The sequence below is a fragment of the Bacillus sp. 166amftsu genome, assembly GCF_900107445.1.
Lineage (GTDB): Bacteria > Bacillota > Bacilli > Bacillales > Bacillaceae_G > Bacillus_A > Bacillus_A arachidis.
This window is the reverse complement of record NZ_FNQA01000003.1, coordinates 130,076-154,721: the sequence shown is the minus strand read 5'-3', so window position 1 is coordinate 154,721 and position 24,646 is coordinate 130,076. Positions and strand designations below refer to the sequence as shown.

At 34.9% G+C, this 24,646-nt stretch carries 23 protein-coding genes; 19 read left to right on the top strand and 4 right to left on the bottom strand.

The window, feature by feature from the left end:
- The first annotated feature begins 21 nt into the window (after positions 1-21).
- On the top strand, positions 22-2,106 hold the full coding sequence (locus BLV40_RS12215) for a serine hydrolase domain-containing protein (protein WP_090690373.1): 2,085 nt from the start codon (positions 22-24) through the stop codon (positions 2,104-2,106).
- Positions 2,107-2,787: 681 nt separating this feature from the next.
- Here the strand turns inward: BLV40_RS12215 and BLV40_RS12210 are convergent.
- Positions 2,788-3,660 (bottom strand): LysR family transcriptional regulator, encoded by an 873-nt coding sequence (locus BLV40_RS12210; RefSeq protein ID WP_170833650.1) that lies wholly within the window; start codon positions 3,658-3,660, stop codon positions 2,788-2,790.
- Positions 3,661-3,823: 163 nt separating this feature from the next.
- Here BLV40_RS12210 and BLV40_RS12205 point away from each other — a divergent pair, with 163 nt between their 5' ends.
- The gene (locus BLV40_RS12205) at positions 3,824-4,930 is read left to right on the top strand and encodes a pyridoxal-phosphate dependent enzyme (RefSeq protein WP_090690368.1); all 1,107 of its coding nucleotides are present in this window, start codon (positions 3,824-3,826) and stop codon (positions 4,928-4,930) included.
- Between the two features lie 165 nt (positions 4,931-5,095).
- On the opposite strand, the gene BLV40_RS12200 is transcribed toward BLV40_RS12205, so the two are convergent.
- Both BLV40_RS12200 and BLV40_RS28570 read right to left on the bottom strand, forming a co-directional pair.
- On the bottom strand, positions 5,096-5,566 hold the full coding sequence (locus BLV40_RS12200) for a hypothetical protein (RefSeq protein ID WP_090690365.1): 471 nt from the start codon (positions 5,564-5,566) through the stop codon (positions 5,096-5,098).
- Between the two features lie 50 nt (positions 5,567-5,616).
- Positions 5,617-5,769 carry a hypothetical protein gene (locus tag BLV40_RS28570; RefSeq protein WP_155924335.1) on the bottom strand — a complete coding sequence of 51 codons (153 nt, stop codon included), beginning with the start codon at positions 5,767-5,769 and terminating at the stop codon, positions 5,617-5,619.
- A gap of 159 nt (positions 5,770-5,928) precedes the next feature.
- Here BLV40_RS28570 and BLV40_RS12195 point away from each other — a divergent pair, with 159 nt between their 5' ends.
- From BLV40_RS12195 to BLV40_RS12120, 17 genes are all read left to right on the top strand, one after another.
- Positions 5,929-6,633 (top strand): lantibiotic protection ABC transporter ATP-binding protein, encoded by a 705-nt coding sequence (locus BLV40_RS12195; RefSeq protein ID WP_090690363.1) that lies wholly within the window; start codon positions 5,929-5,931, stop codon positions 6,631-6,633.
- Between the two features lie 3 nt (positions 6,634-6,636).
- Positions 6,637-7,389: a lantibiotic immunity ABC transporter MutE/EpiE family permease subunit gene (locus tag BLV40_RS12190; protein WP_090690360.1), complete on the top strand. Its 753-nt coding sequence runs from the start codon at positions 6,637-6,639 to the stop codon at positions 7,387-7,389.
- Between the two features lies 1 nt (position 7,390).
- Entirely contained in the window at positions 7,391-8,149 is a 759-nt protein-coding gene (locus BLV40_RS12185; protein WP_090690357.1) for a lantibiotic immunity ABC transporter MutG family permease subunit, read from the top strand.
- 48 nt (positions 8,150-8,197) lie between these two features.
- Positions 8,198-8,860 (top strand): response regulator transcription factor, encoded by a 663-nt coding sequence (locus tag BLV40_RS12180; RefSeq protein ID WP_090690355.1) that lies wholly within the window; start codon positions 8,198-8,200, stop codon positions 8,858-8,860.
- Positions 8,848-10,209 (top strand): sensor histidine kinase, encoded by a 1,362-nt coding sequence (locus BLV40_RS12175; protein ID WP_090690352.1) that lies wholly within the window; start codon positions 8,848-8,850, stop codon positions 10,207-10,209. The genes BLV40_RS12180 and BLV40_RS12175 overlap by 13 nt, the downstream gene beginning before the upstream one ends.
- Positions 10,210-11,483: 1,274 nt before the next feature.
- Positions 11,484-12,290 carry a putative protein N(5)-glutamine methyltransferase gene (locus BLV40_RS12170; RefSeq protein WP_090690348.1) on the top strand — a complete coding sequence of 269 codons (807 nt, stop codon included), beginning with the start codon at positions 11,484-11,486 and terminating at the stop codon, positions 12,288-12,290.
- Between the two features lie 662 nt (positions 12,291-12,952).
- A complete protein-coding gene (locus BLV40_RS12165; protein WP_017151750.1) occupies positions 12,953-13,273 on the top strand; it encodes a PadR family transcriptional regulator in 321 nt (106 codons plus the stop codon).
- A gap of 70 nt (positions 13,274-13,343) precedes the next feature.
- Complete coding sequence (locus BLV40_RS12160; RefSeq protein ID WP_026592407.1) at positions 13,344-13,685, top strand: DUF1048 domain-containing protein; 342 nt, start codon at positions 13,344-13,346, stop codon at positions 13,683-13,685.
- Between the two features lie 170 nt (positions 13,686-13,855).
- Positions 13,856-14,617, top strand: a complete 762-nt coding sequence (locus BLV40_RS12155; RefSeq protein WP_026592408.1) for an ABC transporter ATP-binding protein — start codon at positions 13,856-13,858, stop codon at positions 14,615-14,617.
- A complete protein-coding gene (locus tag BLV40_RS12150; protein ID WP_090690345.1) occupies positions 14,618-15,367 on the top strand; it encodes an ABC transporter permease in 750 nt (249 codons plus the stop codon).
- Positions 15,368-15,719: 352 nt separating this feature from the next.
- Positions 15,720-16,763, top strand: coding sequence for an alcohol dehydrogenase AdhP (adhP, locus tag BLV40_RS12145; protein WP_090690341.1), 1,044 nt, complete (start codon positions 15,720-15,722; stop codon positions 16,761-16,763).
- Between the two features lie 1,598 nt (positions 16,764-18,361).
- Positions 18,362-19,525 carry a non-hemolytic enterotoxin subunit A gene (locus BLV40_RS12140; protein ID WP_090690338.1) on the top strand — a complete coding sequence of 388 codons (1,164 nt, stop codon included), beginning with the start codon at positions 18,362-18,364 and terminating at the stop codon, positions 19,523-19,525.
- Between the two features lie 50 nt (positions 19,526-19,575).
- Positions 19,576-20,793, top strand: coding sequence for a non-hemolytic enterotoxin subunit B (locus tag BLV40_RS12135; RefSeq protein WP_026592412.1), 1,218 nt, complete (start codon positions 19,576-19,578; stop codon positions 20,791-20,793).
- A gap of 288 nt (positions 20,794-21,081) precedes the next feature.
- The gene (locus BLV40_RS12130; RefSeq protein WP_026592413.1) at positions 21,082-22,167 is read left to right on the top strand and encodes a non-hemolytic enterotoxin subunit C; all 1,086 of its coding nucleotides are present in this window, start codon (positions 21,082-21,084) and stop codon (positions 22,165-22,167) included.
- A gap of 564 nt (positions 22,168-22,731) precedes the next feature.
- A complete protein-coding gene (locus tag BLV40_RS28565; protein WP_170833649.1) occupies positions 22,732-22,881 on the top strand; it encodes a hypothetical protein in 150 nt (49 codons plus the stop codon).
- Positions 22,882-23,045: 164 nt separating this feature from the next.
- Positions 23,046-23,384: a DUF2178 domain-containing protein gene (locus tag BLV40_RS12125; protein WP_090690336.1), complete on the top strand. Its 339-nt coding sequence runs from the start codon at positions 23,046-23,048 to the stop codon at positions 23,382-23,384.
- 4 nt (positions 23,385-23,388) lie between these two features.
- On the top strand, positions 23,389-23,589 hold the full coding sequence (locus tag BLV40_RS12120) for a helix-turn-helix transcriptional regulator (RefSeq protein ID WP_090690333.1): 201 nt from the start codon (positions 23,389-23,391) through the stop codon (positions 23,587-23,589).
- A gap of 143 nt (positions 23,590-23,732) precedes the next feature.
- On the opposite strand, the gene BLV40_RS12115 is transcribed toward BLV40_RS12120, so the two are convergent.
- A complete protein-coding gene (locus tag BLV40_RS12115) occupies positions 23,733-24,194 on the bottom strand; it encodes a hypothetical protein (RefSeq protein ID WP_090690330.1) in 462 nt (153 codons plus the stop codon).
- Between the last annotated feature and the right edge of the window lie 452 nt (positions 24,195-24,646).

Here is a 24,646-nt window from a genome sequence, read left to right as displayed (position 1 = left end):
ATCTAAGGAGGTAATTCCCTCATGAAAAATGAGCTAACTGGTGTGTTAGCCGTTGCATTAGCGCTAACTATGATTCTACCAACAGGGGCGAAAGTATTTTCTGACAGTAAGACTACAGTTGTAACTGGTGAAGAAGTAGCTAGCCAAGAGCTGAAGAAGATTGCAGCAGAGAAGGCGGCGTTACTTACGAAGTCCCATGGGGCGACTAGCGTGCAGTATGCGCTAATTGATAATGGAAAACTTATTTTGTCGGGGCAGGCTGGCAAGAACGATATGGAAGGGAAACAGCCGCTAACAAAAGATACTCTATACGGGATTGGTTCAGTCAGTAAAATGTATGCAACAGCGGCTGTAATGAAATTGGTCGATGAAGGAAAAGTCGATTTGGATGCTCCTGTTGTCCGCTATGTTCCTGATTTTGAGATGAAAGACGGTCGATACAAACGTATTACACCACGTATGTTGTTGAATCACTCCTCTGGCTTGCAAGGTTCTACGTTAAGTAATGCATTTTTATTTAACGATAATGATACCTATGCCCATGATGTCTTATTGCAGCAATTGTCCAAACAAAACTTGAAAGCAGACCCAGGCGCTTTCTCGGTATACTGCAACGATGGCTTTACGTTGGCCGAAATTTTAGTGGAAAGAGTCAGCGGTATGAGCTTTACAGAATTTCTACATCAACGGTTTACAGAACCTTTAAAGATGCATCGTACAAAAACGCCGCAGGACAAATGGAGAGACGAAAAGCGGGCTGGACTTTATTTTCCTCCGTACCAAGGGCAACTTCCAATTGAATCAGTGAATGTGATTGGTACGGGAGGGATATCTTCTACGGCAGAAGATATGGTACGATTTTCACAATTATTTATGGGACAGGGAAAAGGAATCCTCTCTGATAAAGTAGTCAAAGCGATGGAGCAAGAGGAATATAAAAAAGGTATGTGGCCAGGGGATGGAGATAATATTTTTAACTATGGTCTTGGCTGGGATAGTGTGAAACTATACCCATTTAGTGAATATGAGATAAAAGCTTTGGCTAAGGGCGGCGATACGGCGCTACAACATGCTATACTAGTCGTGCTTCCGGAACAGAGAATGGCAGTAGCTGTGTTGTCATCCGGTGGACGAAGCTCTACAAATCAATTGATGGCAACTGAATTGCTGCTCGCCGCGCTTAAAGAGAACGGTACTATTAAGGATGTCAAGCCGAACAAATCCTTTGGCAAGCCAGTCAAGGTAAAAATGCCTCAAGACGTAGCAAAGAATGCAGGCTTTTATGGCAATAGTGAAACTCATTTCAAAATTGAAATTACGAAGAAAGGAGAATTGTTCTTAACATCTAATCGAGAAGAAAAATATGTATATACTGCGGATGGAAGCTTTATTAATGAGAAGGGCACTTCCAAGCTCAACTTCGTGATCGAGAAGAATGGGAGAACTTATTTGAAGGAGAGCACATATAAATCGCATCCAGGCTTAGGGCAAGGTGTGATGACTCACTATTTAGCCGAGAAACTAGAAGACAACGTGTTATCGAAGAAAACCGCTGCCGCATGGGCGAAGCGGGAAGGTGTCAAATTCTATCTCGTAAATGAGAAATTTAGTTCTATTGAATATCTCGTACAACCGAAACTTATTATTACACAAATTAATCGCGACGAAGGCTTGGCGGGCTATTGGGATGGCAAAAAAATTATAGGTCCAAACACAGCAACGCATCAGCTCCAGATTCCAGTGATGAATGGCCGTGATACGACGGAAACGCACTTCTATACAGAAGGTGGCAATGAATATATGGAGATGGCCGGATTGTTATACGTAAGTGGAAGTAATGTAAAACCACTTGATGTAGGGAGATCATCTAAAGTTACGCTGCAAGCAAATGGGCATGCGAAATGGTTTACGATCCCAAAAGCGGCAGCCGGGAAAATGATGAATGTGACATTGCCATCGAAAGGTTCGTTCGTGGTATATGATGAAAAGGGAGTATGCGTTAATTTTACCGTTGTGAGTGGCAACAACAAAGTAAAACTGCCGAAGAACGGAACAGTTGTATTTGCTGGGGCACCGAACTCGGAATTTGTAATTTCGGTAAATTAACTGCAATTCAAGATGAACTTCAACAAAACCAGTATGATACAGAAAAGGTGTATTGCTGGTTTTGTTTGTATCTATTCATTATCTTTACGAAAAAAATTTCAACAAATAATATCAAGCCTAAAATCTATAAAAACATCTATCATACCAGTTCTGGGCATTTATCCTTTGCCTTACTCATATTTTCGGTATAAATACGTTCGCAGCAGGAATTATCTGAGGTTTATAAAATTTATAATGATACTCATAATTATAAAGTACAGAGAAACTAAGTTCTTAAGTTGGTAGGCAAGTGATGCTACCCCACATTCATCAACTTAAGAAAACAAATCCACCCCAAAATGAAAAATAAACTTGTTTATTACAAGTTAGGACAAAATTTTGTTTTGGGGGTACTATAAAATTTTAGCTTGATGGGTATGGGGTATTTGCTTTTCTTAGCTTGATGGCGATGAGGCGGCACGCCTAAAATTAAGGAATAATGAGATTTTGATTTTAAGACAAGTTTTGAGACAGATAACATAGCATTATTTCAATATCAAGTAGAAAGCATAAAGAAGTCTCAAAAACGAAGGTTTTTGAGACTTTTTTAAAAGTGTTGAACAACTGTATATTTCTACAAAAAGAATAGCGTTTTCTTCATTTTATGAATATAAATTTACTCTATCTTGATAAAAAGTGTATTTAAAATAAGTATTTTTTTAAAGAATCTATGCAATAATGAATAGTCTCGTTATTAAGTGCGGTTGACTTCGCAATGAGATACACTTTCTGAGGATATAACAGATTTAAAGACTCATATGCAAGTTTATGAACTTTCTCCAAACCATCTGATGATTCAACGATTCGATCCGGAATAAACGCAATTCCTTGTCCGGATTTTACAAAATCCAGTAAAGTTTTACTGTGGCCGACTTGCACAAAGGGTGTAAACGATTCACCGAATTCTCTAAAAAACCAATCATCAAAAGTTCTTCCCCAATCTAGATATACGATTGGATAGTTTATAATGTTATTCCAAGTAAGTCTTTCATTAATATGAAAAGAAGAGGCACCATATAAGGAAAAATAATCATACCCCACTACTTCAATTTTAATATTATCATTTAATGGAGCATGATAAACAATTCCAATATCTATAGAACCATCTTTAACGCCCTCCATTATTTGTGGAGAGTGGTCTGTTACAAATTTAAAATGTATATTTTTAAAAGCAGTATGTATATGTTCAACCCACTTCACTAATACAGGATTCCATAAAGAATATGTTAATCCTAGACAAATTATCTTTTCTTTCGTTTTGTACTCTTTAGCAATGTCTTTTGTTTTCTCCATTATTTCTAACTGTCTCTCTAGCAACGGTAATATTTCTTTACCAAAATCAGAAAGTTCAACTTTTTTGTTTGAACGATAAAACAAAGGTTGTTCATAATAGCTCTCTAAATTTTTAATTCTAGTAGTAATTGTTGATTGGGTTACATGTAGTTCGTCAGCAGCTTTTGTAAAATGTCGATGATTTGCTACAGAAAGGAATGATTTAATTTGTTCATAGTCCAAGAATATCACCTCTTTATTTGAAAAATCAATTATCAGCATAGAATAATTCAATTAGACAATAATCAATAATCATTTTACACTAATTAACGAATAAGGAAATATAAACGCAGCAAAACAAAATAAAATATTAATTATATTATTTGAAATTAGGAGATGGTTTACATTGAAATTAACTATTAAAAAAAATCCTAAAATAAATTATTTGCAATGCTTACGTTGTTATAACAACTATGATTTTGCTGATTTTTTTGAAGGTTGCCCAAGATGTTTGGTTGAAAATATGCCGTCAAGTTTAAAAGTAATATATAAACAGGATGATACTACTTGTGCATTACCTTATAAATCTTACTTTTCTATGGGGGAAGGAAATACCCCATTGATTCCTATATCAATTGGTAAAGAAGAACTTGGGGAAATTTACATAAAATACGAAGGTCAAAACCCAACAGGCTCACATAAAGATAGAATGAGTTCTTTAATTGTAACAAGAGCTATTGAAACAGGATCGGAAGGTGTAGTTGTAGCATCTAGTGGAAACGCAGGGATTTCATTGGCAGCCTATGCGGCTTTCGGAGGTATAAAATGTGTTGTAATTGCTTCGAAAAACTTAAATAATCGTATTCAATCAATACTTAAAGGTTATGGAGCAAACTTAATATTAACTGATACATCTGAAGAAAGATGGATTAAATTGAAGGAATATTCCGATAATGGTTTTTACCCTGCCAGCAACTATTTAACACCTCCCGTTGGAAGTAATTTTATTGGAGTTCAAGGTTATAAAACTATTGCCTATGAAATTTTGCAACAATTGCAAGGAAGAGTGCCTAATAAAATCATTGTTCCAGTTTCCAGGGGAGACCTATTGTGGGGAATTTGGCAAGGTTTTAAAGAAATTACCCTAAATAAAAATACAATAAAACTTCCCAAAATGATAGCAGTTGAGCCCTTTCCTCGTTTAACAAATGTATTAAATGGAGTTCACTATATAGAAGAGTTTATTGGAGAAACTGAGCTGAAATCATTAGACGGAACAACGGTGACTTTCCAAGCTTTAAGTGCATTACAAGAATCTAATGGATTAGCAGTAGTAGTTACTGAAGAACAGGCAAAACAAGATCAACAATTCCTGTTAACAAAGGGTCTTTTTCTTGAAAATTCTTCTGCTACAGTAATCCATACGATAAATCAATTAAAGAATCAAAACCTCTTAAAGAAAGAAGACATCGTAATTGCTATGGGGACATCTTCAGGTTTTTTAGAGGTTTAAATTCATCCCATCTCCATCAAGCTAAAGTTTTATTACACCCCCAGAACGCAATTTTTGGGCTTTCTTGTGAAAAAAGCTTATTTATCATTTTGGGGGTAACCTGTTTTCTTAGGCTGATAGTGATGTGGTGATACCCCTCATAGTTAATTTATTTTCTTGCGTGACTTAATCCTCTCTAACTAAATAGCTTTTATTCTTATCTTCCCAGTATCTATACTCATAGAGTACTTGTTCATCAAATCGCTGTAAATAACCTCTCCAGTTATTCGGAATATATTCTTCAAAAGATATTGATTCCGGATAATTAGAATAAAAAATTAAACGCTCAAAATCTATCAAGAAACATGGATTATAATCATAATAGGCTTCTTCTCTATTAGTTCTTAGTTCCCTTAAAAATTCTAACCTAATATCTTCTGTAAATCTTTCATATTTTTCTATTCCTTCTAAAAAATGAGCTATTGTAGTCTCATTTAAAATACTAATGCCTTTTCTTTCTTCTGGATATTCACTAGGAGAGTACCCAGCTTGATTATAATCTAAATACCATAAATCCGGTTCAGTTATATACCAATTGAACTTATTTTTATATTTTACACCTACTATAATATTTTCTGTATATAAAGGCTTAATCATTTAATTAGTTCTCCTCTCTTACTTAATAAGTTTAACATTTTGGCCATATTCTACCAAACACCGACTAAATCTTTTGCTTGGTACTTGCTAGTTCGCTGAACAAAACCAACATCACTAGCAAGATCCTGTAAGGTATTTGGAAATAAGAAACTTTGAATTTCTTGAGCAAATAGTTGTAATTCATTAGATACAGAAATAGACATACAAAAACGCCATCCTTTCCTATGATTCTACAGAAACAACTTTTTTAACTTTATACAAAAAGCGCTTTTTCTTTGTCCCTATGTTTTTTCATTTTCCTTATAGAATCCTTATAATTGTCGTTTATTCTATACTCATAATATACGAGGAGGAAGATTAGAATGAATGAGATTATGTTAGAAACAAAAAATCTTTGCAAAACATTTCGAAAGCAAAGTGTGGTACAAAATATTTCGCTTTCTGTACCGAAACATTCAATCTATGGATTGTTAGGTCCTAATGGGGCAGGAAAATCGACCACTTTGAAAATGATAACGGGCATGCTTACGCCTACTTCTGGTGAGATTCATTTTGATGGTCATAGATGGACGCGGCACGATTTACATTCTATTGGTGCTTTAATTGAGTCACCTCCGCTTTATGAAAATTTAACAGCAAGAGAAAATTTGCTCGTTCGTACGACTGCTTTAGGATTGCCAAAGTCAAGAATTGATGAGGTATTGCGTGTTGTAGAGCTAGAGAATACAGGTAAGAAAAAGGCAGGGAAATTTTCGATGGGAATGAAGCAGCGATTGGGAATTGCCATTGCATTACTGAATCATCCGAAGCTTTTAATATTAGACGAACCAATGAATGGACTGGATCCTTTTGGCATACAGGAATTAAGAGAATTGATTCTTTCTTTCCCTAGCAAAGGAATTACCGTCATTTTATCCAGTCATATTTTAAGCGAAGTAAGTCAGGTTGCAGATCATGTTGGGATTATATCGGATGGTGTATTGGGGTATCAGGGGAAACTGAATAAGAATACAGACTTGGAAAACTTATTTGTTCAAGTGGCGGGGAAATATAGAAGGGAGGCATAAGAAATGATTACGTATGTTGTATCTGAAAAAATCAAAATCAGACATACTTTTTTGAATAAACTTATCTGGCTAGCGCCATTAGTTCCAATGCTGATTGCTCTATTAATATCGGGGGGGTATTTTCAAATAACTAGTTACAACTGGTGGTACATTACTATTCTTCCAGGAATGCTTTCTTTAAGTTGTGTACTTCTTGCCGAGAAGGATAAAAAAATGAATAATCGGGCTATTTTATCTTTACCCATTTCATTAAAACAAGTATGGATTTCTAAAATATTATTGGTTTTAGGAATTTTGATCTGTTCCGGCATGATTTTTTTCTGTGGCATACAGTTATCTAGTTTACTAGTAAATAAAGGGAATTTCCAAATCATTCCTGTAATGAATGTATTATTAGGAAGCATTGTTTTGATCGTGACTTTTATGTGGCAAATTCCTATATGTTTGTTTTTAGGTAACAAGATAGGTCTATTTCCCACAATTCTATTAAATATGGGGGCAAATGTATTTTTAGGAATTCTATTTGCAACAAAAAGTATGTGGTGGATGAATCCATTCACATATCCAAGCAGACTCATGATTCCGATTGTAAAAATACTACCGAATGGTTTGTATGCAAAACCAGAGAGTGTAACGTTTACGCCAGAACTTCTTTCCTATTCTGTCATACTGCCAGGCGTGATCATTTCGGTAGTGTTGTTCATTTTGTTCACTTATATGACAACAAAATGGTTTGAAAAGCAGGAGGCAAACTAAAATGGGAGTCTTACCAAGGGTATTAAGAGCTGATTTTCTCAAGATGAAGAGTACGATTTTTTTCTGGATACACATAGTGATGCCAATCATCGGGATTGTTCTGTTTTTAAGTTATTACTCCTTTTCAAAACTTGATTCTATGAGTAAGGTTCCAGGCTATATACAAGTATTATCAATAGCTTTTCCGCTCTTAATTAGTGTTGTATGTTCTTTTGTTGTGGAACAGGAAGCGTTAGCAGGGAACTTTACAGAACTTTTAGCAACAGAATACGGAAAGCGGAAAGCATTTATTAGTAAATTCTGTTTACTGTTAATATGCGGGTTTTGTTCGACTATATTGGCAGTCTTTGGGTTTGCGGCAGGTTTTCATGTTTTGTTAGGGCAGAATGAATTTCCCCTTTCTTTGTATTTTGAGATTTCCTTAATACTTTTTGGATGTCAAATCTTTATGTATCTATTTCATCTGTTCTTGAACTTTCGCTTTAGTAAAGGTGCTTCCATTGGAGTCGGTATTATAGAAAGTTTACTGGCAGCTTTAATGCTTACCGGGCTGGGAGAGGTTATTTGGAAATACATTCCGTGTGCGTGGGGGATGAGATTGTGTAGTAGTTTTTTTGAATACAGATTGAGACCTGATTCGTTTCATGCCTTACAAGGAGATACTCAAATGGGAGTAGTTATATGTATTTGCTCAACGATTATTGCTTTTATTATGTCACTTATATGGTTTTCTTTTTATGAAGGGCGTAAAGAAACGTAAACACATTTTGTAAACACAGCATTATAATGAAAGGAGGAGGGGATCTGTATGGCAAAAATATTAGCAATTGATGATGAAGAAGGCATTCTTTATATTATAAAAAGCGCTTTAGAGAAAGAAGGACATGAGGTAACTGCCGTTCGTAATCCTCTTACGATTTCCAAGAACAAATTTTGTCATTATGATTTAATTCTATTAGATGTCATGATGCCAAAAATAGATGGATTTACACTTTGCAAGGAGATCAGGGACTTGGTGGATAGTCCCATTGTGTTTCTAACTGCTAAAACAATGGAAAAGGATCTGATCACAGGTCTTAACCTTGGCGGAGATGACTATATTACAAAGCCTTTTGGAATCGGTGAATTGCGTGCAAGAGTGTCAGCACATGTAAGACGTGAACATAGGGAAAAGCAAAATGCCTTTTTTCTGTCAGGTCTTACATTTAATCTATCATGCAAAGAAGTAAGGTATGACGATACAGTTATCCCGTTTACGAAAAGCGAGTATGGAATTTGTGAATATTTAGCTCTCAATCACGGTCAAGTATTTTCAAGAGAAAAGATTTATGAAAATGTTTTTGGATATGATGGCGAAAGTGATGATCTAGTAATTGTGGAACATATTAAAAATATCCGCTATAAATTATCTAAGTATGGCATGAATCCAATAGAAACGGTGTGGGGAATCGGATATAAATGGAAAAAGTGAAAAGACAAATAAATCTCCGCAAAATTTTTATACGGTATATTTTCGCATTTTCAATAGGGACAATTGCTTTAGTCATTTTTCATCTTAGTTTGTTCAGTATTGGAGTTAACAGGGGGATGATTCTTCCGGCAAATTATTATGAGAAACAGATTGAATCGCAAAGAGACGCCATAGTAAAAGCAGAACAGGGCGATGATCGAATTTTAAAACAATATAAATATGCTGTGTATGACTTTTCAGGAAACATCATTCAAGGGAATATTCATAAAAATGATGCGAGGAAAATATGGGATAACGTACAGAACAACGAAATAGGTGGCGATGGATACTACTATGCAGTTATAAAACGAAATAAAGATATTTGTGTCGTTTTATATACTTTGCATACGAGTTATAAAAATCCTGTGTTGCAGAAGTATTTACCAATCCCGGACATTTCTTTGATTATCTCTTTTATCCTATTATTTGCGTTAGAAGTGTTATTTCTATCTCGTTCTTTTGGTAAATCATTGTCAAAGGAAATGCTGATTTTGAAAAAGGTAACCGATAAAATTCAAAAGGAAGATTTAGATTTTCAAGTAGAGCAATCTAGAATAATAGAAGTGAATGAAATATTAGATTCCTTAGTAAAAATGAAAGATGAACTGAACGATTCCTTACGTAAACAGTGGGAGATGGAAATGAATCGAAGGGAACAGATTGCTGCTTTAGCACATGATGTCAAAACTCCATTAACGATATTGAGAGGGAATGCCGAGCTGTTAAATGAATTTATGCTGGATTCGGATCAGGGGAAATGTAATGAGCATATTTTGAAAAGTGTTGCTGAAATGGAGATGTATATGCAATCTTTTCTCGACATTACGAAATGTGAGGAAGTTACTTCACTTCAATTTAAGCAAATAGAACTCCAAAACTTTATTGATCATATTATAGAAGAAAGTGCAATTTGTGCTTTGGACAAACAGTTACATGTAATGAAAGAGGTTAAGGATATACCGAATTTTATTTATGCTGATGAGGTTGTTTTAAAAAGGGCCATTATGAATGTGATGATGAATGCCATTGAATATTCCCCGGTAAATGGTGATTTACTGTTCACAGTTGAAACTAGTAATAGTAAGGTCCAGTTCATTATCGAGGATGCAGGAAGAGGCTTTACAAAGGAAGAAATAAGTTCAGCTACAGAGCAATTTTTTAGAGGCGATAAAAGTAGAAACTCAAAACATCATCATGGAATCGGACTATATATTGCGAAAAACTTTGCAAAGCAGCATGGTGGAAATATTCACTTAAGTAATTCAGAAAAGCTGTGTGGTGCAAAAGTTGTTTTGGAAATATCAGTGTAGAAGGGATGCAGGAAGAGGCTTTGTTTATTTCATAATAGATGAGATTCTATAGAGAATGTGAGCGAATATGTGGTTCTATGGGCTATTTTACTTTGAGTTTGTGAAATGAAAAACACAGATTTTCCATTTAGGGGGTACTTTAAAATCTTAGGTTGATAACGATATGGCAGTACCCCTAAAATGATTATCTCCATCTTACTAAATATCGATCTTCTTAATATATCCCAAATAAAGACACTTCTTTTCTCAAAGGAGTGTCTTTATTTGGGATATATAATATTGTTTAACGTAAATTCCCCTTAAAAAATATGCAACATTTTATACAAGTTTCTGCACCAAAACAGCCAAAATCAAACACAATAAACTGCATTAAATCAGTATTGTATAAAATCATGTCTAGGATGATAAAGAGAGAAAACGAAAAAACCTAATGACATCAAAGGATTCTCCGTTGTCCTTGCTACTGATAATGATGCGTTATGTTATATACTATATACATTCAAAATTGAATTTAGGTAGGCTACTAGGCATACATCCAATCTAAGCTTTGCCCCTGAGCATAAACTAGTTATAAGTCTAATTTTAAAAATAAGGAGTGAACTTCGAATCATGATATATATACGACAAATGCCACCTTATACCCTGAATCCTTGGGGGCTTCAAAATTGTTTGTATCGGTTCACGTATTTGCGGCTTAGAAACGGAGACAATTTCTGGTTTTTTTTAACGACTGTCGGGGAATCAAGAATTTACGGCTATAGGTTTTTCGGCGGAAGATGGAATCATTATTCGGTTGCTTTAAGCGATATTGTTTCCTTCCATTGTTCTCCTCCGACTCCAACTCTATATTAAAACACTGCGCCTGACCTTCGTAATCTGAACTAACACATTTTGAAGTAGCTAGATTTCGATCCCAAGCATAAAGTGTAGAACTTCCGAGAACGAATTTTACGTCAACTAGCACCTCTTACGGGGGAGCTAGTTGTTTTTTTACAGTAGCAAAGCTGAAATTTCATTGTTAGGAAATGTCTTATCTTATAAAATCCGCGTTTTTCCGTCAGTACCCCATCGCCATCAACTTAAGAATTCAGAATTACCCCAAAACGACAAAGCTAGCTTTCTTGGATACTATCAATAATGTGCGTTATGTAAACTTCATATGTATATTGTATACGATCTTTTTATTTAAATATAAGGCAGTTGAAACAGGGGTTCTCCAACCTTTAGAGAATTATTAATAATAAACTTAAAAAGGTATCAAGAGTGGTGAATGAATGGGAAAGAAATTCGATTTTTATATAGACGCGGAAACAGAAAAATGTATAATAACCAGGCTTCGGACTGCCGGTTGTGTTTTTGCAGAAGATGAGGCGCAATTGCTTATCTCAGAGGCACAAACACAGGAAATACTCACCGACATGGTGGAACGACGAGTAGCTGGTTTTCCATTGGAACACATCATTGGTTGGGCAGATTTCTGTGGTACTCGGATAGCTGTGGAACCAGGAGTTTTCGTTCCTCGCCGCCGTACCGAGTTTCTTGTCCAACAGGCAGCTTACCTTGCTATGCCAGGAGCTATCATAGTTGATTTATGCTGTGGTACAGGTGCGGTGGGCGCTGCACTGGCTAGAGTTCTAGGTGAGGTCGAGTTGTATGCAGTCGACATAGATTCAGCCTCAGTGAGATGTGCTCGTAACAATATTAATTGGGTCAAAGGTAATGTGTACCAAGGTGATCTCTACCATCCACTTCCAACTAAACTGCGTGGGTGCGTCCGTATTTTGGTCGCAAACGCACCCTACGTACCTACAGAGGCAATTAAGCTGTTACCTCGAGAGGCCCGAAAATATGAGGCAAGGGTGGCACTCGACGGGGGAGCGGAAGGACTAGATGTCCAGCGACGGGTAGCTGCTGAGGCATCACTCTGGCTGGCACCCGATAGTCATCTACTTGTTGAGACTAGCCAACGACAGGCATTGCAAACTGTTGAGATATTTGCTCAAAACGGGCTAATCCCACAGGTGAAAAATTGTGACGAACTGGATGCTACTGTTGTAATCGGAACTCGACCATCTCTTTAGAGTGAATACGGATAGCTAGACATTACCACAAATAAAGGCCCAAGAATCTATAAATTCTTGGGCCTTTATTTGTACTTCCGATATCGGGATCTGGCTTATTTTCTTCTTGATGGAGTGAATACTTTAGTTGAATAAAATTCACCACTAAAAGAAACTTTGTTATGACCTATTTAGTTGCAGGGGTAGCTTGTGTAGTTATAGGAACACACTTTTTATTTTCACAGTTGAGTGTGTATGAAATTCGTATGTTAAAAAAGAAGTTGTATTTTTAAAAGTAAACAAAGCTATACTACACTTAACTTTTCCTATTAAGAATAGTGCTACGATTGTGGTTTCTGATTCGTTATACGATAAATTTCCGAATATAAGAACGTAAGATGATCCTATGGTAGTTAAAAAGATCTACGGATTTTTAGTGAATAATTGGGAAGAAATAAAAGGAGTTACAAAAAAGGTAGGAGACAACAATGGGGATAGTTGTTTTTAAAAATATTTAGAAAATCCAGTTGACACCCATGCTACTCGGTGATACAATGTACTTGTAATAAGTGATGCTGAATAGTGTATCTTCTCAAAAGCTATTCAGTAAAAAATTCGCCTTGGTACTCTGTAATAATGAATATAAGTCAGACAGAATAGAGGAGGTAGAGGAGGAACTTAACATGGAAAATTTAACTGAAATGCTGAAAGGTTCACTGGAAGGGTGTGTGCTGGAAATCATCAGCCGCCATGAAACCTATGGCTACGAGATTACCCGCCACCTGAACGAGCTTGGGTTTACCGAAGTTGTGGAAGGGACGGTCTATACTATCCTTGTGCGATTAGAAAAGAAAAAACTTGTGAATATAGAAAAGAAACCGTCAGATATGGGGCCGCCCCGCAAGTTTTACTCACTTAATGAGGCTGGTCGCCAGGAACTTGAATTGTTTTGGAAAAAATGGGATTTTGTATCATCAAAAATAAACGTCTTGAAGTCAATCTAGCTTCATAAGATATTCCATCCGATATTTTTGGAGGGTCTTATGAAGCTTTATAAAAAAGGAGGAAAATAACATGATGGAAATGTTCAAAAAAATGATTGGTGATAAAAAAGAGTACAAAATGATGATGGCACGGGTTGGAGCCCTGCCAGAGGACTACCAGTTTGTATTTAAGAAAATTCAAAACTATATGTGGAATTTCTCAGCGGGAAACGGGATGGATATGCTACACATACAGTATGAATTAATCGATTTGTTCGAAGCCGGTGCGGCGGAAGGGAGACAAGTGCTGGAAATCACTGGGGACGACGTGGCGTCCTTTGCTGACGAATTAGTGGCAAATGCTAAAACATATGTCTCCAAGTATCGTGAAGATTTGAATCAAAGTATCATGAAGCGGTTGAGAAAAAAATAAATTTAATAAATAGTACCGACTGATTAGCTGGTTACAAATGTGAATTACTGCCATCGCTATTCAGTTATACTTTTAACACGGTACTAAGTAATACAGATTATCAGTCAGACTAGATAGAAGAGTATAGGCAATCTGCTCCGCAAAGCGCTTTTTATAAGGAGGAAAAAAGTATGAGCAATGCAGCGATTTCTGTAAAAGGGTTAAAAAAATCCTTTAAAGACAAGGAAGTCTTAAAGGGGGTGGATTTTGAGGTGCAGCGTGGCTCCATTTTCGCACTGCTGGGCTCAAATGGAGCGGGCAAGACGACGACGGTCAACATCCTCTCGACACTGATGAAGCCCGATGACGGTGAAGTAGGTATTTGTGGCTTTAACGTCCAGCGCCAACCAGATCATGTTCGCCAAAGTATCAGCCTAACAGGGCAGTTTGCAGCTTTAGACGGCATGCTCACCGGGCGGGAAAACCTAATGATGATCGCCAAGTTGCGTGGAGTCTCCAATCCCGCTCAAGTCGCCGATAATCTGCTTGCAAGATTCAGCCTAACCGATGCGGCAAATCGCCGGGCAGATACGTATTCCGGCGGGATGAAGCGCCGGCTTGACATTGCCATGAGCCTGATCGGGACGCCAGCAGTCATTTTTCTCGACGAACCGACGACAGGGCTTGATCCCGAAGCGCGAATTGAAGTGTGGGATACTGTCAAGAAGCTGGCCGACGGCGGCACAACCATCTTGCTTACAACCCAGTACCTGGAGGAAGCTGAACAACTGGCGGACCGTATCGCCATCCTACATGGTGGGAAAATCATCACGACCGGTACCCTTACCGAACTCAAAGAGAGGTTCCCGCCAGCGAAAGTGGAGTACATCGAGAAGCAGCCGACATTGGAGGAAATTTTCCTCGCGATTATCAGCAAAAAGGAGGAGATGTAAATGAAAAGTAAAACAGGGGTATTACTAGGGCGTTTAATGCGCAACATCATGCGCAGTCCGGATACGATTATCACGGTGGCGATTACGCCGATTATGATGATGCTGCTGTTTGTCTACGTATTTGGCGGGGCCATAGAGACAGGGACGGACAACTACGTCAATTATTTATTGCCGGGAATCTTGCTGATGGCTATCGCATCCGGCGTTGCTTACACTTCCGTCCGGCTGTTTACGGATGTAAAGAGCGGGCTGATGGCGCGTTTCATTACCATGCCCATCAAGCGCTCGTCGGTATTGTGGGCTCACGTATTGACCTCGCTTGTTTCCAATCTGCTTACTATCGTGGTGATTATCCTCGTCGCGCTCTTGATGGGCTTCCGTTCCAGCGCGGATATCCTGGATTGGCTCGCGGTAGCTGGGATACTCGGGCTGTTTACGCTGGCGCTGACATGGCTGGCGGTCATTCCCGGATTGACCGCGAGATCTATGGAGGGGGCGACAGCCTACTCGTACCCGCTGATTTTCCTGCCGTTTATCAGTTCGGCCTTTGTCCCCACCGAAACCATGCCTAAAATTGTCCGTGCGTTCGCTGAGAACCAGCCCGTGACTTCAATCGTGAATGCGATTCGTGCCCTCTTGTATCAAGGGCCTGTTGGCAACGATATTTGGATCGCGCTTGCTTGGTGCGTAGGCATTATGGTCCTCGCTTACTTCTTTGCCAATAAAGCATTTAAACGCCAGTTAGGATAAGTACACCATCGGTTCGGTGTCTCGTGGCAACTAAATCTTCCGAAATAAAATATGTGTTTGGAAAAGCGCGGAAAAATTGTCCGTGCTTTAATTATTTGTCATGTTTTCAAGATAACTTAACTGGTACTGTGATATTGTTTCTTGATTAAACAAATCAGCATCGAAAACACCTTATATAAAACTTCAAATATTGTTCACTATTCCACAAAGTTTCTTCCAAATTTTATGTTATGATTAACCAGTAATGATGATTAAACACTTGAATTTGGTACAATAATTGGCCATAACAGTGAGAACAAAAGTTGTGAGATGAACGCATTAAAATTCTAAAACACTAAAGGGGAGATCACATATGAAAGCAGTAGTGGTTAATAAAAACAGCAAAGCAAACATTGATGTTATTGACAAAGAATTGCGTCCGTTACGCTCAGGCGAAGCATTAGTAGATGTGGAGTATTGTGGAGTTTGTCATACTGACTTGCACGTTGCGAATCATGATTTTGGTAACACAGATGGCCGTATCCTTGGTCACGAGGGTGTAGGTATTGTAACTAAAATTGCTGATGATGTTACTTCACTTAAAATTGGGGATCGTGTAAGTATCGCATGGATGTTCCAATCTTGCGGACGTTGTGAATATTGCGTAACTGGTAGAGAAACATTCTGTCGTGAAGTTAAGAATGCTGGTTATACAGTAGATGGCGGCATGGCTGAACAATGTATCGTTACTGCTGATTATGCGGTAAAAGTACCAGAAGGATTAGATCCTGCTGGGGCATCATCAATCACATGTGCGGGCGTAACTACATACAAAGCTATTAAAGTATCAAACATTAAACCTGGTCAACCTATCGTAATTTACGGTTGTGGTGGATTAGGTAACCTCGCTATTCAATATGCTAAGAATGTATTTGGTGCAAAAGTAATTGCAGTAGATATCAATGATGACAAATTAGCATTAGCTAAAGAGGTTGGTGCCGATATGACTATCAATCCAATTACTCAAGGTCCTGCTGATAAGATTATTCAAGAGACGATTGGTGGCGCTTATGCTGCTGTAGTAACAGCGGTTTCTAAAGTAGCCTTCAACTCAGCAGTTGATGCGGTACGTGCTTGCGGAAAAGTAGTTGCGGTAGGTTTACCAGTAGAAACTATGGACTTAAACATTCCACGACTTGTACTAGACGGAATTGAAGTAGTTGGTTCTCTAGTTGGTACTCGTAAGGACTTAGAAGAGGCATTTATGTTCGGTGCAGAAGGAAAAGTAGTGCCGGTTGTTCAAACTTGCCCATTAGATGATGTACAAGATGTATTCGAAGAAATGGAACAAGGTAAGATTCAAGGTCGTATGGTAATCGATTTTAAACAGCATAAGTGTAATTGCGAGTGTAAATAATTTATTTTGTTTCAACTATCGTTGGTACGATTCTCTTAGTAAATATTAAAAAGGTAGCTTCTTGGGCATAAGTCCGGTATTGAACCGGATTTATGCCTTTTAATTTTGTCTAGTTCTGTTTGAATTTGAATCAATATTGTGGACACAAAGAAATTAAATCTAAGTTACATTTTTAGCTAGATCTTCTATTGCTTGGTAAGTTTCATAGTACTTCAACAAAGGAGGAAGTTGTTACAGAAGCAATGTGCATTTAATTATGCTTGTAAAAAAATAAGACAAATAATTTTCTAGTTATTTAAGTTAGTATAAATATGTAAAAATTATATATCGATACATGTATATAATCTAGTATGATTCATATCGAGGTTTTTAACATGCTTCAGCATATTAGCTTTATACCCTAAAGATAAAAAAGAAATCTTTTATTTCTATAAGATCTCTTTTTTTAATGCAATCCATATAAATGACTCATATACCGAACATACTTCCAATACATGAATCATTTGTATAAATTGCATTGAGTATGACTCCTAAAAAAATTATAGGACATACCTCTTAAGTAGATTAAAAAACTAAGTACTTGATACATTTCATATTTCATTTAAATATAGCTAAATCTTTTGAATGAAATTTGTAGAATAACTTTTCCATAAATTATCTTCATCGTTTTAAAAATACTCGATTAGATAATCATAGAAGAAAACAATTTGGATAGGAACAAATTGTTTTCTTCTGGAGGGTACAACAAAGAAAGAGTAGGAAAGCAATACACAAACATGCCAATCAAAAGGAATGGAACAAACTGACAAAAAACAAAAATGAAAACTGAAAAATCAGAAATTTAAATCACTAAGGGTGCCTATTTACTCTCTCTTTGTGAGTATAAGTTTAACATTAATAATAAAATAAAACAACAAAAAAATACAAAATTCTGATAAAATCGACATTTTTCTAACGGATAATTGTGTAATGTGTTTTTTGTGAGCAGTGTTTTATTTAAAATCGTTATAAATCTGTTATAAAGTTATTAACTAAAAGTGCTTATTTTCATGTAATTCTGCATATCCAAATAAAGGATCATAGTGTGAGGTATGGTGTTAAATTATACTATAAATATTTTCTTTATAATAAACTTAATCTAGTTAAATTTTAAAAATTCATTTCGATATAGAAATATCAAGTTGTAATTGTTTTGATTACTTAAATGATGTTTAACAATAGTTTTTTTAGTATAACAATTCTTTTTTGTTTAAATAAATAAATTTTAAGGTGATTAAGTATTATTATGTAATTCTATGATTTACTTATAAAAAACTTAGTGTTTTAATAAGGGTGTAAGGTCCTTACAACTCATAAGATGCAAAAAAGAGATCAAAATTTTTATTTATCTTTGATGAAGCTTCCAAGAGGGATAGTTTTATAGAGAAGTAATATGTACAGATAGTTATAATCTACAATTACATTCTCGTAATTAACATCAAAATAACCATTTATACAGATAATTAGTTATAAAGTCGTTTTTCTAAAAATAGAATAAAACACTTAGAGTTTAATCTAAATGTTTTATCAAGAGATATTAACCAATAGGAGGAATTAACATGAAAAAAACGTTAGTCGCAGGTTTATTGGCTACAGCAGTATCCACAAGCTGTTTCACACCTGTAAATGCTTATGCTGCAGAAAGTAAGCAACCTCAATTTAAACAAACAAGTGTTCAGAACTTTCTTGCTGTGAATACACTATCAAATTCAATCAGATCACTGGGCTCAAACACTCCTTTAATACAAGGATATGGATTAGTTATCTTAAAACAACCAGACTTTAAAGTAAATGCTATGAGTAGTTTAAACACTGATCAAAAAATTGCAAGAAAACATGTTCAAGACTGGATGGATGAATATAATCCTAAAATCTTCAACTTAAATCAAGAAATGATGTCATTTAGTACAATGTTTAATAACTATTATAGTAAATTAAATGAATTAGCTGGAAAAGTGAATGAAGATCAGAAAGCAAAAGAAGAATTTGTAAGTGCTTTCAATGCACTTCAAGAAGAAGTGCAAACGATTCAAGATGATATGGGACAAACTTCAGTAGACTTAAACTGGTATAAAGATGAATTGGTTCAAGATAGCGAAAGTCTTACTAAAAGAGCTAACACAGCTATTGAATCTTTAAATGGTTCAAATGGAGAGATTGCACAACTAAGAGCACAAATTAAACAAATTCAAGAAGAGATTCAAAATGAACTTACAAAAATTTTAAATCGAGCAAAAGAAATTAGAGGAACTTCTTTGAGCGTTGGAAAGCAGGCTGTTGAGATTAGTAAAACAGCACTTGAAACTAAAACAATAGAATTTAGTTCTATTGAAAGCCTTGGTGACACAATTGAAAATTCATCAGATGCTCATATACGAGAAGCTAGTAATAATATTAAACAAAAAAGACAACAATTAATCCCATTAATACAAAAGTTATCACAAAATGAAATTCAAGCAACTCAAATTACTCTTATTGAAGATCAAGTAGGTAGCTTTACAAGTTTAATTAAGAGACAACTTAAGACTTTTGACGTTTTAGTGAAAGATTGGAAAGCGTTAAATGAAACAATGACTCAAATGAAGATTAATTCGGATGCAGATGCAAAGATTGATTCAATGGCATTACAAACACAATTAACACAGCTTAAAAAATTGAATGATGAATTGAATAAGCAAACAACTCAATATGAAGAATTCGTTACAAAAGTAAAAGTAAACTAAGCTTCATTTTAGAATGAAGACTAACTTGAATCATATAAGGAGAGAAAAACATGGCAAAAAAACCTTATAAAGTAATGGCTTTATCCACATTAATAGCAACAATGGCAGCAGCTAATATCATGCCGACATATGCTTCTGCAGCGGAAAATACAGCAAAACCAGCTGCTGTTCATGCTAAGGCAACTGATGCAACAGGCACGCATGCTGAGTATTCATTAGGACCAGATGGTCTTAGAGAAGCATTAGAAAAAACAGGGTCAAATGTTTTGACAATGGATTTGTATGCTTTAACAATTCTTAAGCAAGCTAATGCTAATTTTAATGATATAACTACAATTGACGATGCTTTAAAAGCAAAAATCATTGAACATCAAAAACTTGCTAGAGGAAATGCGAATGAATGGTTAGATACTCTAAAACCACAACTAATTTCTACAAACGAGAATATCATCAATTACAGTGACCAATTTAAAAATTATTATAAGACTTTACAAAATGCTGTAGATATAGCTGTAGAAAAAGGGGACACAGAAAAACTAACGGCTGGACTTACACAATTAACTGAAAGTATTTCAGCTAATAAAAAAGAAGTAGACGATCTAGTGAAACAGCTGAAAAGTTTCCGTAGCAAAATGGCATCTGATACACAAAGCTTTAAAGACGATGCCAACCAAATCACGTCTGTTTTAGCTAGTCAAGATGCTGGAATACCTCTTCTAGAAAAACAAATCTCGGCAAATATGGAGAGCATTAATAAAAATAATGCAATTCTTATTTCAGCATCTGTATCAACAGCTCTAGGCCCAATGGCTATTATAGGTGGTGTAGCATTAATTGCTACTGGTGTAGGAGCTAAAGCGGGCGCTGTACTTATTACAGTCGGTGTAGGCGCTACGGCACTGGGTGTAACAGGAGTTGTGTTAGCAAAACAAGAAATTGATAGAGCGCAGGGAGATATTCAAAAACTCACTGGGGATATTTCAAACATAAAATTACAGGTAGTTGGATTAACAAATCTTAAAAAGCAAACTGAAAGTTTATCAGAGACTATTGATATTGCTATTGATTCACTTCAAAATATTTCAAACCAGTGGCAAACAATGGGATCAAAATATAATTCTTTACTTAAAAACGTTAACAAAGTTAAACCAAACCAGCTTGGATTTATAAAAGAAAATCTCCAGACAGCAAACGATAGTTGGGAAAAAATTCAAAAGTATGCTGAAGATATTCAAAATAGTGAAATTAAAGTAGCAGAGAATAACTAGTAATATTTACTCAAAAAAGGTTAGAAAATAAAATTATTCGAAATAAAAGAATTTATCAGCGTAAAAGATAAGTGATGCGAGTCTCCTGTTCAATCTTGAGCAGGAGATTTCCTATATAGAGATTTAACTAGATACGAATTATAGAAGAGCCCTTATAAACTTTATTTAAATCTATATAGATTCAAAAGGTACTTTTTTTACAAGAATTATAACGTGTTTGTAGTAAGTGATAAAACCTTATGAATTCCATAAAATCCGTGATACATATGAAAGAGAAGGTGAGAAATGATGAATAAAAAATTATATAAGAAAATTGCTTTATCTATGGCTATTACCGGAATGGCAACAAGTAGTGTAATGCCACTTCATACTTTAGCAGCAGAACAAACCGGACAATCACAACAGCAAGAAAGCAATAGTGAAACTTCTCTTGTTCCTGAGGGATTTAAAGAAGCAATAGGCCAAATGGCAGCTAATACATTTGTTATGGATTCATATGCCCAAACACTTCTTAAGCAACAACAAACGGACCTGAGTGGAATCAGCTCTATAAATGGTGATTTGCGAGCAAACATGATCAAACATCAAAAAGATGCACAAACGAATGCAACATATTGGTTAGAAGACTTAAACCCACATATTATGAAAAACGCTCAACATATTGTGGATTATAATAAAGCATTTCAAATACATTATAAGAATTTACTAGCTGCTATAAATCAACAGGACACAGTAAGCTTTAAAAATGAATTAGAAACATTGCATCATAGTATTTTGAATAACACCAATGAAGTGGATGAATTACTAAAAAAACTGAAGGCATTTCGAAATAAAATGTTAGAAGATACAAGAAGTTTCAAAGATGACTCAAACCAATTGACATCTATTTTAGAAAGTACAAATGCTGGCATTCCGTATTTACAGCATCAAATCAATAGTTATAACGATCTCATTAAGAAAAGTAATGATATGATTATTGCTGGAGGAGTCTTGGTATTATTCACTTTTGGAGCTAGTATAGCAATGATTGCTACCGCTAAAAGCAATATTTCATCTGCAGAGCAAGAAATACAAAAATTACAGTCTAGGATTTCTGGAGCACAGCAAGAAGTGGCTATTTTAACAGATGCTAAAAATAAAACTGCACATATGTCTGATACAATTGATACAGCAATTACTGCTCTTCAGAATATATCGAATCAGTGGCATACAATAGGAAGTAAATATAGTAAATTGTTGACTAGAGTTGAAAAAATGAACCGTGATGATTTTACATTTATGGAAGAGGATTTGAATACAGCTAGTGATAAATGGGAAGATATTAATAATTATGTGAATAAATTATTTGCAGGTGCAGAAAAAATGAAACAATAACAGTAACAACGGGAGAAAAAAATAAGCAAGTGCGTGGCTACAACAGTTAGGAAATTATCATTAGAATTATTAGGAAAGTAATAATTGCTCATCGAAAATTGATACATTTATTTCAAAGAGGTCCTTTAAAATAAAAGAACCTCTTTTTTCAGTTTAGGGGTATATCCCAATTGGCATATGCTTAGATGATGAAGTATGTTAGAAACTTAATTGTCAATTATAGTATCTATGCGTTTTATTATTAGTGATTAGGAAATTCTTTACAATGTAAGCGTTTTCCTTTATAATAATAATGGGTTGGATGGCACGCGTGGCTGTCAAGGTATTTAGCGTAGGTGGGGCTAATACTATAAAAAAAATATGATTTTTTCACTATTATTGATTTTTACATATATTAGTTTTTACTTTAAATAGGTATGTATTATATGAAAGAAGAATCTCTTCACAGGATGAACTGTACCCCGAATCGTGGACACTTAAAAAAGTCCATGATTCGGGGGTCTTTGTGTTTTTGCACCTATTCCTTGTTATAATGAAAACAATGATAAAAGTAAGGTACGGGAAATGGGTAAAATTATTTTTAATGAAATTCAAATGAAACGGCTAGAGAAGAATAAAAATGTCGTGAAGGTATCAGAACGTTCTCTTACCTTTTGTTCGGATGGATTGGACATCAATGGGTTTGTTGTGAAGTCAATGATTAAGGTGAAATGAATATAAACTAATAAATAAACGTTTACATTCATATTTATAGTTGTAGTATACAAAAAAGAATTGGATATTTAGATTTTTTTTTGTATAAATTGTGATATATTTATAACATAAAGTGCGAAAAATATAACTTTTTGTTATAAATATATCATTTAGGGGGATTTAAAGTGAAAACAACTTGGGTAAGATATTTAGGTTTTGTTGGTATATTAGGTTTATTAGGGTTTTATGAAACTCAATTGTTTAACATGTTTTGGTTTTTCTTATGTTTTAGAAATTATCGAATGGTAAGACATGATGAAATGTTTGAGAATATTGTTAATAAGTCTTGTAGAAATGCTTTTGTTGTGACTTTATTATTATTAGTGGTGTTTATTCCTATTGAAATTTTACTTTCAAATCATTGGTTAAAAGAATTAGATGTTGCAATTCTATTTGGATGTTTATTTTTAACGTTCCAATTCTCTTTATATTATTACGATAAAAATATAGAGGAGGAGATTTAAACGAATGGCATTTAAAACACGAATTAAGGAGTTTCGAGCTAAAATAGATATGAAACAAAGCGATCTGGCGGATGCTGTAGGAGTTCGACGTGAAACGATAAGTCATTTAGAAAAGGGAAGGTATAATCCTTCTTTACAATTAGCTCATGATATAGCAAAAGTATTAGGAACAACTATTGATGAATTATTTATATTTGAAGATTAGATGAACTAAAAGAGACAGCCTATTCAGTTAATGCGGTCTCTTTTAGTTGTACTTGGAAATAAACTTCTAAATAAACGTTTACATTCAAAAATAAAGAAATCCCGAGATTCTTTTTTTTTAGATCAATAATATATATTATTCAATTATTGAAAAGGAACGTCGTATATAAACCATGTTCCATTTTTTTGATACATATGGAATTGAATGTCTGTACCTATCCATGGGGGCATATTAATAACGGCGGAATCCTTATAATCTTTGTCTATTATTACGGATGATCTTGCAAATTTAAAAGATGATAGAATTGTTTCATGAAATTTAGGTGCCTCTTTTAAAAATTGTTTCTTTTCTCCGGTCATTTTTTTGTCATTTTTATAGAAAAGATAAGTTGTTTCATAATTTTTTTCTTGTATCGAATGTAAATATAATCTTACTACTGTTTTAGGTTCTTGCTCTTTTAGTGTATAAATATCTTGGGATTTTTGTAATTCATTATATAACTTTTGTTCTGTATGATTTAAATCTGTTAAATAAGGTGAAAGAGGAAATACAAACCCAAGAATAATGATTAATAAAATTAATAAACCTAGCTTTTTCTTGTTCATCTAAAAGCTCCCTATCTTGTTGTTTACAATATATAGATATTTTAATTTAATATAATGGGGTTTTGCTAGGCTTTTTATTAAAAATAGATTTTTTTGTTTGCCTTTTATTATTTACAACTTTGAATAAAATAAAAATTACATGGAAGTTTCTCGAGTTAAAAAGAAACATTACGTACGTTTGAAGAGAAATTACAGGAAAGAATGAATATGTTGCTGTAGCAGGAGTAGATATTTATGGGTATTAATCTCTTGTTTAATATGTTTAATTCATTTTTTTAACACATAATATAGATAAATATGGTAAAATGGTAATTGGATGGGAGTCCAGCACTTATATTATTAAAATTAAAGTGGTTATCAAGTCAGAAAAAGGCACCTTTAAGGTGCCTTTTTCATTTCAGTGGTGAAATAATAAATAAAAATGAAAATCTTTATGAATGGGGTATCTTCTT